General features: G+C 67.9%; 12 protein-coding genes. 7 read left to right on the top strand and 5 right to left on the bottom strand.

From position 1 onward, the window contains the following. Positions 1–16: 16 nt before the first annotated feature. The gene (locus BST17_RS18310) at positions 17–826 is read left to right on the top strand and encodes an SDR family NAD(P)-dependent oxidoreductase (RefSeq protein WP_083060319.1); all 810 of its coding nucleotides are present in this window, start codon (positions 17–19) and stop codon (positions 824–826) included. Here the strand turns inward: BST17_RS18310 and BST17_RS18315 are convergent. Both BST17_RS18315 and BST17_RS18320 read right to left on the bottom strand, forming a co-directional pair. Continuing rightward, positions 795–1,367, bottom strand: coding sequence for a carboxymuconolactone decarboxylase family protein (locus BST17_RS18315; protein ID WP_083060320.1), 573 nt, complete (start codon positions 1,365–1,367; stop codon positions 795–797). The genes BST17_RS18310 and BST17_RS18315 overlap by 32 nt on opposite strands. Further along, positions 1,364–3,118 carry an N-acyl-D-amino-acid deacylase family protein gene (locus BST17_RS18320; protein WP_083060321.1) on the bottom strand — a complete coding sequence of 585 codons (1,755 nt, stop codon included), beginning with the start codon at positions 3,116–3,118 and terminating at the stop codon, positions 1,364–1,366. The genes BST17_RS18315 and BST17_RS18320 overlap by 4 nt, the downstream gene beginning before the upstream one ends. 22 nt (positions 3,119–3,140) lie before the next feature. Between BST17_RS18320 and BST17_RS18325 the strand changes: the two genes are divergently transcribed. The 5 genes from BST17_RS18325 to BST17_RS18345 all read left to right on the top strand — a co-directional run bounded on the left by BST17_RS18325 (position 3,141) and on the right by BST17_RS18345 (position 7,418). Further along, positions 3,141–3,521, top strand: coding sequence for a VOC family protein (locus BST17_RS18325; protein WP_083060358.1), 381 nt, complete (start codon positions 3,141–3,143; stop codon positions 3,519–3,521). A 29-nt stretch (positions 3,522–3,550) separates the two neighbouring features. Then, positions 3,551–4,063, top strand: a complete 513-nt coding sequence (locus BST17_RS18330) for a mycothiol transferase (protein ID WP_083060322.1) — start codon at positions 3,551–3,553, stop codon at positions 4,061–4,063. A 53-nt stretch (positions 4,064–4,116) separates the two neighbouring features. Continuing rightward, entirely contained in the window at positions 4,117–5,628 is a 1,512-nt protein-coding gene (locus BST17_RS18335; RefSeq protein WP_083060323.1) for an aldehyde dehydrogenase family protein, read from the top strand. A gap of 61 nt (positions 5,629–5,689) precedes the next feature. Further along, entirely contained in the window at positions 5,690–6,547 is an 858-nt protein-coding gene (ppk2, locus tag BST17_RS18340; protein WP_083060324.1) for a polyphosphate kinase 2, read from the top strand. Between the two features lie 16 nt (positions 6,548–6,563). Continuing rightward, on the top strand, positions 6,564–7,418 hold the full coding sequence (locus BST17_RS18345) for a hypothetical protein (protein WP_083060325.1): 855 nt from the start codon (positions 6,564–6,566) through the stop codon (positions 7,416–7,418). A 4-nt stretch (positions 7,419–7,422) separates the two neighbouring features. Here the strand turns inward: BST17_RS18345 and BST17_RS18350 are convergent, their stop codons facing one another. The 3 genes from BST17_RS18350 to BST17_RS18360 are packed head-to-tail and all read right to left on the bottom strand — an operon-like array spanning position 7,423 to position 11,115. Continuing rightward, a complete protein-coding gene (locus tag BST17_RS18350) occupies positions 7,423–8,850 on the bottom strand; it encodes a WS/DGAT/MGAT family O-acyltransferase (protein ID WP_083060326.1) in 1,428 nt (475 codons plus the stop codon). Between the two features lie 39 nt (positions 8,851–8,889). Further along, complete coding sequence (locus tag BST17_RS18355) at positions 8,890–9,105, bottom strand: hypothetical protein (RefSeq protein WP_083060327.1); 216 nt, start codon at positions 9,103–9,105, stop codon at positions 8,890–8,892. Further along, positions 9,106–11,115: a prolyl oligopeptidase family serine peptidase gene (locus BST17_RS18360; RefSeq protein WP_083060328.1), complete on the bottom strand. Its 2,010-nt coding sequence runs from the start codon at positions 11,113–11,115 to the stop codon at positions 9,106–9,108. It abuts the gene before it with no gap. Positions 11,116–11,137: 22 nt separating this feature from the next. Here BST17_RS18360 and BST17_RS18365 point away from each other — a divergent pair, with 22 nt between their 5' ends. Further along, the gene (locus tag BST17_RS18365) at positions 11,138–11,614 is read left to right on the top strand and encodes a DUF779 domain-containing protein (RefSeq protein WP_083060329.1); all 477 of its coding nucleotides are present in this window, start codon (positions 11,138–11,140) and stop codon (positions 11,612–11,614) included. Positions 11,615–11,634 lie beyond the last annotated feature (20 nt).

Raw genomic sequence — 11,634 nt, forward strand, 5'->3', positions numbered from 1 at the left:
CGTAGGTTCGGAAGACATGGCCTTACCCACGCCCTCGCCGACCGCCACCGCCGTCGTCACCGGAGCCTCCTCGGGCATCGGTGTGGACCTGGCCCGTGAGCTCGTCGGCCGCGGCCACGGTGTCACCCTCGTTGCCCGCCGGGAAGACCGGTTGCGGGAGTTGGCCGCCGAACTCGGCGAACGGGTGCGGGTCGAGGTCATCGCCGCCGACATCGCCGACGCCGCCGCCCGGGCCGACCTGTTCGCCGAGGTGGAGCGTCGCGGGCTGACCGTCGACGTCCTGGTCAACAACGCCGGGCTCGGCACCATCGGCGCTGTCGTCGACTCCACCCCGGAGGCCGAGATCGCCCAGGTGCGGGTGAACGTGGAGGCCGTCATCGACCTCTGCACCCGGGCGGTGGCGCAGATGGTGCCCCGCGGCCGCGGCGCGATCCTCAACGTCGGCTCGACCGCGGGGTTCCAGCCCTTCCCCGGGCAGGCCGGGTACGCGGCGACCAAGGCCTTCGTCCGGTCCTACACCGACGGCCTGCGCGCCGAACTCGCCGGCACCGGCGTCACCGTCGCCGCACTGCACCCCGGCCCGGTGCGCACCGAATTCCTGCAGACCGCGGGCATGGACGAGCGCACCTTCGCCGACGCGTTCCCGAAGTTCATGTGGGTGTCCTCGCCCGCGGTGGCCAAGGCGGGTATCGACGCACTGGCCTCCGATCGCGGCAGTGCCATCCCCGGCCTGCCGAATCAGATCAGCGCCAAGATCTTCGAGGTGTTACCGCGCCGGGTGCTGCTGCCCCTGCTCAGGAGCCAGCACCCCGCGCTGAAGAAGTAGGCCAGGGCCGCATCCAGCCCTCGATCGGCAGGTCCAGGCCGTTGCACAGCGTGCAGATGGTCCGATACCAGCCGACCGCGATCAGCAGTTCGATGCGCTGCTCGTCATCGAGGTCGGCGCCCAACGCGTCCCAGGTCTGCGGTGACCAGGTCCCGGATCGCTCGAGTTCGTCGACGGCGGCGATGAGGACACGCTCGGCATCGGACCAACCCGGGTCGGCGCCGGTCACCAGCGCGTCGCATTCGGCATCGGCAACCTTGGCGATCGGGCCCCAGAACGCGGCCTGCCCACCCCACTCGTAGGCGCAGCCCAGTAGCGCGCAGATCCGCAGGATGGCGATGGTGCGGACCCGCGGCGGCAGTTTCGTGTCGACGTAGAGCGATTCGCCGAGCGCGCGCAGTTTGGCCGCCATCGCGGGGTGCCGCTGCAGGATCCGCACCAGCACCAGCGGTTCGTAGGTCCGGTCCGGGTGGCCCCACGCGGAGATCCCGGCGGCGTCCTGCGCACTCCAGGGCGGGGCGAGCGGTTCGACCCGGCTCATGCCGACGGCGCCGGTTGACGTCCCCGGACCAGCCGCCCCGGCCGGGCCTGGGTCGGCACACCGTTCTCGGCGATCACCTGGCCGGAGACGATGGTGGCGACATAGCCCTCGGCAGCCTGGTCGAGGCGGCGGCCGCCCGCGGGCAGATCGGCCTTGACCGTCGGTCGGTGCAGCCGCATGGCGTCTGCGTCGAGGATGTTCACATCGGCCTTGTAGCCGGCCGCCAGCCGGCCGCGGTCGGCCATTCCGGCTATGCGCGCAGGTACCGAGGTCAGCTCCTGGATCACCCGCGGCAACGGCAGCCGGCCGGCCGGTCGGTCGCGCACCCAGTGCGTCAGCATGTAGGTGGGAAAGCTTGCGTCACAGATCATCCCGTAGTGGGCGCCACCGTCGCCGAGGCCGAGGACGACGTCATCGCGCTGGATCAGCTCGGCGACCGTGTCCAGTGAGTGGTCGCGGAAGTTGGCCAGCGTGACCAGCAGCATGGCGTGACCGTCGTCGTCGAGCAGTCGGTCATAGGCCTCCGCCAGCGGGCTGACATCACGTGCCCGGGCCCGTGCGCCGATCGAATCCTGCGGCGCCGGTTCGTAGTTCGGTGGCTCGCCGAGCGGGTACATGTAATCCCAGGCCTGCGCGGCGAACATCAGCGGATGCCCGTCGCTGGCCGGGATGTCGGTGAGGATGCGTTCGCGCACTTCAGGTTTGCGCATCTCGGCGACGCGTTCGGCCAGCGGCAGGTCGGCGATCTCCCGGTAGGACGGGTACATGACGAACGGATTGCCGGAGAGCTCCAGGCCCAGCACCAGGCCGATCGGCCGCGGGAAGATCTGCCCGGTCACGTCACCGCCATCTGCGTTGGCCTTCTCCACCATCCGCATCGCGTCCAGGTGCAGCGGCGGGCCCGCGTTGCCGATCGCGAGGGTGAACGTGACCGGCAGGCCCACCTCGGCGGCGACGTCGAACACGGCCTTCAGCGCGCCCTCGTAGTCACCGGCCATCAGGTCGGGCACGAACTGCAACAGACCGCCACCGGCATCGTGGACGCCGCGCGCGATGGCCTCGATCTCGGCGTACTGCGCGTCGTAGCTCGGAATCGGTTGCCCGCCGGCAGTTTTGTGCAACGTCAGCCGCGACGACGCGAAGCCGACCGCGCCTGCACGGATGGCCTCCTCGGCGAGCTTGCGCATCATCGCCAGATCCTCGGCGGTGGGCACCTCGCGATCGACCCCGCGCCGGCCCATCACGTAGACCCGCAGCGGAGAGTGCGGCAGGAAAGCGGCCACATCGATATCGCGTGGCCGGGCATCCAGTGCGTCGAGGAATTCGGGGAAGGTCTCCCAGGTCCACGGCAACCCGTCGACCATGACCACGCCGGGGATGTCCTCGACGCCGGCCATCACGTCGACGAGCGTGTCGTGATCCTCGGGTCGGCACGGCGCGAACCCCACACCGCAGTTGCCCATCACCGCGGTGGTGACGCCGTGCGCCGAGGACGGTGTCATCCGATCGCTCCAGATGGCCTGACCGTCGTAGTGGGTGTGCAGGTCGACGAAACCGGGTGTGACCAGCAGGCCGGTGGCGTCGATCTCGCGGTCGCCGGGGCCATCGACGGTGCCGATGGCGGTGATGGTCCCGCCGGAGATCGCGAGGTCGCCGACGTACGGTTCGCCGCCCAGACCGTCCACGATGGTTCCACCGCGGATGATCAGTTCCGGTGGTTTCCCGTCGCTTCGCTCGTCCCGAGTTGTCATACCCCGAATGTACGGTGACCGTGTGATAGATCACTTCGGAATCAACTGTGCTGATTGGGAGCGGTCGAAGGCCTTCTACGACAAGGTTCTCGGCGTACTGGGGTACACCCGGCAGATGGATTTTGACGTCGCCATCGGTTACGGCACCGAGGGCAAGCCCGACTTCTGGATCTCCGACATGAGCGCCGGGGACGCCGCCGGGCCCAACCGGGAATCACACTTCGCCTTCCAGGCCGCCGGCACCGATGCGGTGCAGGCGTTCTATGACGCCGCGCTGGAGGCCGGGGCCGAGTCGTTGCACGCGCCGCGGTTGTGGCCGGAATACCACCCCGGATACTTCGGGGCATTCGTTCGCGACCCAGACGGCAACAATGTGGAGGCGGTCTTCCACGGTGCGGCTTGACGGACCCTGCCCGCGGGTACCTTTCGGACATGGCTGAAGCTGCACGGGAACTGCTGCGGGACGCGTTCACCAGACTCATCGAGCACGCCGACGAGGTGACCGACGGGTTGTCCGAGGAGGTGTCGTCGTGGCAGCCCGTCGAGGGCGCCAACAGTATCGCCTGGCTGGTATGGCACAGCGCCCGCGGCCAGGATCTGCAGTTGAGCGATATCGCGGGCACCGAGCAGGTGTGGACGCGCGACGGCTGGCGGGAACGGTTCGCCCTCGATCTGCCGGGCAACGACATGGGCTACGGCCACACCCCGGCCGAGGTGGCCAAGGTGCGCGCACCCGCCGACCTGCTCGCCGGGTACTACCACGCCGTGCACAAGGTGACCTTGGAGTACATCGCCACCGTCGACGACGCCGAACTGCAGCGCATCGTCGACGACAGTTGGGATCCGCCGGTGACGGCCGCGGCGCGGCTGGTCAGCATCATCGACGACTGCGCCCAGCACCTCGGGCAGGCCAAGTACATCCGGGGCACCCTGCGCCAGAGTTGACAGGTGTCAACCCCGATGCGAGCCAGGTCACAGCTCGGGTTTAGCATGTGCCTATGACCGCAACCGCAGACCGTTCCGACGTGTCGACCATCCTGAATCCAGCAACCGGCGAGGTCGCCGGTGAGGTGCGGTGGACCAACGCCGCCGATGTCCCCCAGATCGCCGCCGGCCTGCGCGAAGCCCAGAAGGAATGGGAAGCGCGCGGCGCCAAGGGGCGGGCCAAGGTGCTCGCCCGCTACGCCGTGTGGCTCGGCGAACACCGCGACGAGATCGAACGACTGCTGATCGCCGAGACCGGCAAGTCGGCGACCGACGCGGCCCAAGAGGTGCCGCTGTTGATCATGATCCTGTCGTACTACATCAAGACCGTCGAGAAGGCGATGGCGCCGGACAGCAGGCCTGCACCGCTGCCCTTCCTGTCGATCAAGAAGATCGCCGTGCACTACCGGCCGCGCGCCGTCGTCGGGATCATCGCCCCGTGGAACTATCCGGTCGCCAACGCGATGATGGACGCCATCGGCGCGCTGGCCGCCGGTGCCGCCGTGCTGCTCAAGCCGTCCGAGCGCACCCCGCTGACCGCCGAGGTGCTGCTGCGCGGCTGGCTGGACTCCGGTGCGCCCGAGGTGCTCGCGCTGGCCCAGGGCGCGCGTGAGGTCTCCGAGGCCGTCATCGACAACTCCGACTACATCCAGTTCACCGGGTCCAGCGCCACGGGTGTGAAGGTGATGGAGCGCGCCGCGCGCCGGCTCACCCCGGTGAGCCTGGAACTGGGCGGCAAGGATCCGATGATCGTGCTGGAGGACGCCGACATCGCGCTGGCGGCCAACGCCGCGGTGTGGGGCGCGATGTTCAACGCCGGGCAGACCTGCGTCTCGGTGGAACGGGTCTACGTGCTCGAGCCCGTCTACGACCAGTTCGTCAATGCGGTGGTGCAGGCCGTCAACAAGCTGAAGGTGGGGGCCGGCGAGGGGCACGATTTCGGCGCGCTGATCGACGAGTCCCAGGTGGCGGTGACGGCCAAGCATGTCGACGATGCCCTGGCCAAGGGTGCCAAGGCGCTCACCGGCGGCAAGCGCGGCGAGGGTAAGGGCAGCTTCTACCCGCCGACCGTGCTGGTCGACGTCGACCACTCGATGGCGTGTATGACCGAGGAGACCTTCGGTCCGACGCTGCCCATCATGAAGGTGTCCTCGGTCGGCGAGGCCGTCCGGTTGGCCAACGACAGCCCCTACGGGCTCAGCGCGGCGGTCTTCTCCAAGGACGTCGAGCGCGCCAAGGACATTGCGCTGCAACTGGATTGCGGAGCGGTCAACATCAATGACGTGATCTCCAACCTGATGTGCACCACCGCCCCGATGGGTGGCTGGAAGACCTCGGGTATCGGTGCCCGGTTCGGCGGGGTCGACGGGGTGCGCAAGTACTGCCGCCAGGAGACCGTGGTCGTGCCGCGGACCTCGGTAGGCGCCGGCGGCAACTACTACAACAACTCGCTCAAGGCGCTGGCGCGGATGAACAAGATGATGACCAAGATGGCCCTGTCGCGGCCCCGGCGCGAGGCCAAGTAAGCACCCCGGCTGTTCACCCGGGCGTCACCGTTCTGTACGCCCGGGTGGATAGCTTCGGCCGGTGACCCTGGATTCCTCCGGCTACGCCGTCCGCGACGATGACGACGACGATCCCGAACTGTTGCTGTTGCCCGGCGGCGATGTCGTCGACACCTGGCGGGAGAACTACCCGTACGACGAGCGGATGCCGCGCAGCGAGTACGAGGAGCAGAAGCGGCTGCTGCAGATCGAACTGCTCAAGCTGCAGAAGTGGAGCCAGGCCAACGGCCTGCGGCACGTGATCGTCTTCGAGGGTCGCGACGCCGCAGGCAAGGGCGGCACCATCAAGCGGTTCATGGAGCATCTCAACCCGCGCGGGGCGCGGGTGGTCGCGCTGGAGAAGCCGACCGAGAAGGAACGGACCCAGTGGTACTTCCAGCGCTACGTCTACCACCTGCCGCACGCCGGCGAGATCGTGATGTTCGACCGGTCCTGGTACAACCGGGCCGGCGTGGAACGGGTGATGGGGTACTGCACGTCCAAACAGCACGCGGAGTTCATCCGGCAGGCCCCGCTGTTCGAGCAGATGCTGGTCAACGACGGCATCAGCCTGACCAAGCTGTGGTTCTCGGTGACCCAGAACGAGCAGCGCACCCGGTTCACCATTCGGCAGGTCGACCCGGTACGGCAGTGGAAGCTCTCGCCGACCGACCTGGCCTCACTGGACAAGTGGGACGACTACACCGCGGCCAAGGAGGACATGTTCGCCTGGACCGACACCGAGACCGCGCCGTGGACCGTGGTGAAGAGCAACGACAAGAAACGCGCCCGGATCAACGCGATGCGCCATGTGCTGAGTAAGTTCGACTACGACAACAAGGACTACGACGTGGTCGGTCGGCCCGATCCGCTGATCGTGGGACGCGCGTTATCGGACTGAGCAGGAAAGGGGCGGCATGCGTTCTCTGCTGGCCGCCCTGCTCTGGCTGCTGACGACGGCGCTGTTGGTGATCACGCTGCCCGCGCTGTGGGCCCAGCAGAACATCGTCAGCGTCGACGGATACGCCGACCTGGCCGCATCCGCGGCGCGCGATCCCGCCCTGCAACAGGCGATGGCCGCCGAGTTGACCGATGAGATCACCGCCGCCACCGGGACGTCGGGAACGCAGGCCACCCTGATCGGTGCCGCCGCCGGCGCGTATACCGCCAGCGAGGTGTTCCCCGGCCAGTTCTCCGCGGTGAACCGGGTGGCGCACCGCTGGTTGTTCACCAACGACGCCCAGGGGCAGTGGGTGGTGGATCTGACCCCGATGCTCGAGGACAGCTCGATTCGCCAGACGCTCAACGATTTCGGTGTTCAGGCCCCGGCCGGGCTGCAGGTGCCCATCACCGAGAACGAGTCCGGCGGATTGCGGCCCGGGCAACTACGGCCGGTGGCGCTGTGGGGTCCGTGGGCCAGCATCGGGGTGGCGGTCCTGACCGGGGTGTTCGCGCTGCTGACCCTGGCGGCGTCGCGGCGGCGCGGCAAGATGTTCGGTGCGCTGGGCGTTTCGGGTCTGCTGGTCGGCGCCGCCGGCTGGGCGGGCATCGAGATCGGCCGGCGCCACGTCGACGACGCGTTGAACCGGACCACCGGCAACATCCGCGAGATCGCCGATGTGATGGTGCAACACGCCATCGACAGCATGCACGTCTGGCTCAATCTCACGTTGACCATCAGCGGCGGTGTGGTGATCATCGGCGTGATCGTGTCGCTGCTCAGTGGGCTGGGGTCACGTCACGAGGACGTGCCGGTCACCCGGAAGCGCTGACGCGCTATCGGCGTCCGCGTGTCCTGACCCGCTTGCCGGGTTGCGTGTCGGCCAGCCCGGCGGCCACCTCCAGGTCGTACAGCGCGGGCTCGATCAGGTCGGCCATCTTGTGGATGTCCGCGGCCACCTCGGGTGTGGTGATGAACCCGAAATCGACCGAGTCGCAATAGCTGAAGCACGTCACGTTGAGCGCCACGTCGAACAGCAGCGGTCCGAGCGGCATCAGGCTCTCCACCTTCGCGCCCGCCAGGTACAGCGGGAATCCCGGCCCGGGCACATTGCTGATCACCACGTTCATCGGTGCGATCGAACTGCCGATCCCGCTGGCGGCATAGGCGCGCGAGGCCAACGCCAGCAGACCGGGCGGCGTCGTCTCGGTGTAGCCCATGATCTGGTTCGCCGTCAGCGCCTTGGCCATCTCCTTGGCGCCCTGGGTGTAACCGTAGATCGCCTTGATGCGCTCGGCCGGGTCGGCGATATCGCTGGCCAGAACGACCGTCATCGCCGAAACCTGGTTGCCCACCGCGTTGTCCGCCTCGGACCGGGTGGACACCGGCACCTGGGACACCAGCGACTTGTCGGGTAATTCGCCTCGCTCCTTGAGGTAGTCGCGCATCGCCCCGGATACCAGGGCCAGGACCACGTCGTTGAGCTTGACCCCGAACGCCTCCTTCACCGCCTTGACCCGGTTCAGCGGTACCCGCGCGCCGGCGACCCGCCGGTGTTGGGAGATCGGGGCGTTGAAGCGGACTGTCGGCGAATCGAAATACCGCGGCGGCTTGTTGTCGATGTTGCGCACCGCGATCTGCTGGCGCACCGTCTGCTCCAGGAGCCGGGCGATCCGGTAGGGCGTCTTCACGCCGAGGTTGATCAGACCGTTGACCAATCGCACCTCGGGCCGCGGCAGGGACCTGCCGACCAGGGATCGATCCACATCCACGGCGGGCGGGCGCGGTTCGGGGGTGACATCGAAGAGGATCTCGGTGAGCCCGGCGCCGGAGACACCGTCGACCACGGCGTGATGCATCTTGGTGATGATGGCCACCCGGCCGTCGCGCAGACCCTCGATCCACCACAGTTCCCACAGCGGCTTGGAGCGGTCCAGCTTGTAGGACATCAGCCGTCCGGCGAGTTCGTCGAACTCCTTGCGCCCACCGGGCGCCGGCACCGCGATACGCCGGATGTGGAAATCGATGTCGAGGTCGTCGTCCTCCACGAACCACGGCCGGTCCAGCCCCATCGGAGAGCCCGTCACCCGCCAGCGCAGCTGTGGCAGCTCCGGCAACCGGCTGGCGACCAGGTCGCGGACGCGTTCGAAGGTGAAATCCGGTGCGTCGGAGGGGTCGCAGATCGCGCACGCGCCGATGTGCATGTGCCAACCGTTGGTCTCGGCGAACCAGAACGCTGCGTCGACGCTCGAAAGGCGGCTCATGAGATGCAGCCTACGGAAGCACTGCGTTTGGTGGATGCTTTATGCGTCAGGGCGGCGGGTGGTCGCCGCCGTGATCGCCAGGGCGATGAGGATGTCGGCGACGGTGACGAACAGCCCGGCCCAGTACATCCACTTGATCGTGGCGTCGGGCTGTGTCGCGAAATAGACGAACAAAAAGATCGGCCCGACGATGCCGCACACCAGCGTCATGCCCTGGATGAGCAGATACCGCTTGAACACCGTGAAGCCGGACATCTAGCCGCCCAGCGTCTGCCACAGGTAGCGGTAGATCAACGCGGAGCGGAACGCCGCCTGGGAGTTGTCCGCCGCGCCGCCGTGACCGCCTTCGATGTTCTCGTAGTAGCTCACCGGGTGCCCGGCCTCTTCGAGCGCCGCCGTCATCTTGCGGGCATGCCCCGGGTGTACCCGGTCATCACGCGTGGAGGTGGTGATCAGAATGGGCGGGTACTCGCGGTCGGTCGAGATGTTCTGGTAGGGAGAATATTTCGAGATGAACTCCCAATCCGCCGGGTCGTCGGGGTTGCCGTACTCGGCCACCCAGGATGCGCCCGCGAGCAGCAGGTGGAAACGCTTCATGTCCAACAGCGGCACGCTGCACACCAGGGCGCCGAAACGGTCCGGATAGCGGGTCAGCATGATGCCCATCAGCAGTCCGCCGTTGCTGCCGCCCTGGGCGCCCAACCGCTCCACCGTCGTCACCCCGCGCTGCACCAGATCGCTTGCCACCGCGGCGAAATCCTCGTCGACCAGATGCCGGCCCGCGCGCATGGCCTGGGTGTGCCAGCCCGGCCCGTATTCGCCGCCGCCGCGGATGTTGGCCAACACGTAGGTGCCGCCGCGCGCCAGCCACAGTCGGCCGAGCACACCGTCATACCCGGGGGTGCGCGACACCTCGAAGCCGCCGTACCCGCCGAGCAGGGTCGGCCCGCTCGCGCCCGGGCGTCCCACCACGAAGTAGGGGATCGAGGTCCCGTCGGCCGAGGTGGCGAAATGTTGGCTCACCTCGATGCTGTCGGCATCGAAGAAGGCGGGCGCCTGCTTGATCGGGCTGACCGGCCCGTCCGCCGTACCGTGCAACAGCGTTGACGGTGTGACGAAACCGCTGGAGTCCAGGAAGATCTCGTCACCGTGTGAGTCGGCCCCGGCGATCACCGTGTTGGTGTTGGGTGGAACCCCCGCCAGGTCGGACGAGGTCCATGTTCCCGGGGTGACGATCTGTACCCGGCTGGCCACGTCGACCAGCGTGACGACGACCAGCTTGTCCCGGGTCCAGGAGTACTGGTGCAGGCTGGTCCGCGCGTCCGGCTCGAAAACGACAGTGAGATTCTTTGTCCCGGAGGTGAACTCGGCGTAGTCCGCGGCCAGCAGCGAGCCTGCCCGATAGTCGTCCCAGTCGGTGCGCAGCTCGATGAGCAACCAGTTGTGGTGCACCGACACCGATGCGTCGGTCGGTGCGTCGATGCGCACCAGTTCCGCGCCGCGCAACTCGTAGATCTCGTCGTTGAAGAAGTCGACCGCGCGGCTGATCAAGGTCCGTTCGTGACCGGGGGTGCGGTCCACCGAGGCGGCGACGATGACATCGGTCTGGTCGCCGGCAAACACCTGCTCGGCATCGGCCAGCGGCGTGCCGCGCCGCCACCGCTTGACCTGCCGGGCGTACCCGGAGTCGGTCAGTGACCCCTCGCCGAAGTCGGTGCCGACCAGCACGGTGTTCTCGTCGGCCCAGCTGATCTGCGTCTTGGCTTCCGCCAGTTCGAAGCCGCCGACGACGAATTCGCGTGTGCGCATGTCGAATTCGCGCACCACCGCGGCGTCGGCCCCGCCCCGGGACAGGCTGATCAGGGCCAGCGAGTGGTCCGGCTCGATGACGTCGGCGCCCGCCCACACCCAGTTGGTGTCATCGGCGGCCGCCAGCGCATCGACGTCGATGACCACGTCCCAGTCCGGGTTCTCGGTGCGATAGCTCGCCAGCGTGGTGCGTCGCCACAGTCCGCGCGGATTGGCCTCGTCGCGCCAGAAGTTGTAGAGGTATTCGCCGCGCCGGCGCACATAGGGGATGCGTGCATCGGTGTCGAGGACGTCGAGCGCCTCGGTGCGCATGGTCTCGAACTGCTCGTCACGCAGTTCGGCCAGGGTGGGTTCGTTGTGCCTGCGCACCCAGTCCAGCGCCTCGTCGCCGGTGACGTCTTCGAGCCACAGGAAGGGGTCCGCGGAGGAGTCGGCAGAAGTCACACAGACATTCATACCGTGCGCGTAGCCTTGGCACATGACCAGCCGAGCCCTGATCACCGCGCCGGCCGCAGATCTGCTGCGCACCTTGCAGAACCAGCACGGCGCGTTGATGTTCCACCAGTCCGGTGGATGCTGCGACGGTTCGTCGCCGATGTGCTATCCCGACGGCGACTTCATCGTCGGCGACCGTGACATCCTGCTCGCCGTCCTCGATGTCGGCGCCGGGGTACCGGTGTGGATCTCCGGTCCGCAGTTCGACGTCTGGAAGCACACCCAGCTGATCATCGACGTGGTGCCCGGCCGCGGCAGCGGGTTCAGCCTGGAATCTCCGGAGGGCAAACGGTTCCTGAGCCGGGGACGGGTGTTCACCGACGACGAGCTCACCGAGCTCGCGACGCGGCCACCGATCACCGGGGCCCGCTACGAGGCGGGGGAGCGCCCCGCCGACGAGCAGACCCGCATCGTGGCCGAGGCCGCGGAGGCCTGCCCGGTGCCGGGACTCATGCGCTGAACTTTTGCCCTTCATGTGTT

The organism is Mycolicibacterium bacteremicum (assembly GCF_002086115.1).
Classification (GTDB): domain Bacteria; phylum Actinomycetota; class Actinomycetes; order Mycobacteriales; family Mycobacteriaceae; genus Mycobacterium; species Mycobacterium bacteremicum.

Excerpts from the sequence above, each read along its gene's own strand:
- BST17_RS18310 (WP_083060319.1), top strand. The coding sequence starts at position 17 with ATGGCCTTACCCACGCCCTCGCCGACCGCCACCGCCGTCGTCACCGGA.
- BST17_RS18315 (WP_083060320.1), bottom strand. The coding sequence starts at position 1,367 with ATGAGCCGGGTCGAACCGCTCGCCCCGCCCTGGAGTGCGCAGGACGCC.
- BST17_RS18320 (WP_083060321.1), bottom strand. The coding sequence starts at position 3,118 with ATGACAACTCGGGACGAGCGAAGCGACGGGAAACCACCGGAACTGATC.
- BST17_RS18330 (WP_083060322.1), top strand. The coding sequence starts at position 3,551 with ATGGCTGAAGCTGCACGGGAACTGCTGCGGGACGCGTTCACCAGACTC.
- BST17_RS18335 (WP_083060323.1), top strand. The coding sequence starts at position 4,117 with ATGACCGCAACCGCAGACCGTTCCGACGTGTCGACCATCCTGAATCCA.
- BST17_RS18345 (WP_083060325.1), top strand. The coding sequence starts at position 6,564 with ATGCGTTCTCTGCTGGCCGCCCTGCTCTGGCTGCTGACGACGGCGCTG.
- BST17_RS18350 (WP_083060326.1), bottom strand. The coding sequence starts at position 8,850 with ATGAGCCGCCTTTCGAGCGTCGACGCAGCGTTCTGGTTCGCCGAGACC.
- BST17_RS18355 (WP_083060327.1), bottom strand. The coding sequence starts at position 9,105 with ATGTCCGGCTTCACGGTGTTCAAGCGGTATCTGCTCATCCAGGGCATG.
- BST17_RS18360 (WP_083060328.1), bottom strand. The coding sequence starts at position 11,115 with ATGAATGTCTGTGTGACTTCTGCCGACTCCTCCGCGGACCCCTTCCTG.
- BST17_RS18365 (WP_083060329.1), top strand. The coding sequence starts at position 11,138 with ATGACCAGCCGAGCCCTGATCACCGCGCCGGCCGCAGATCTGCTGCGC.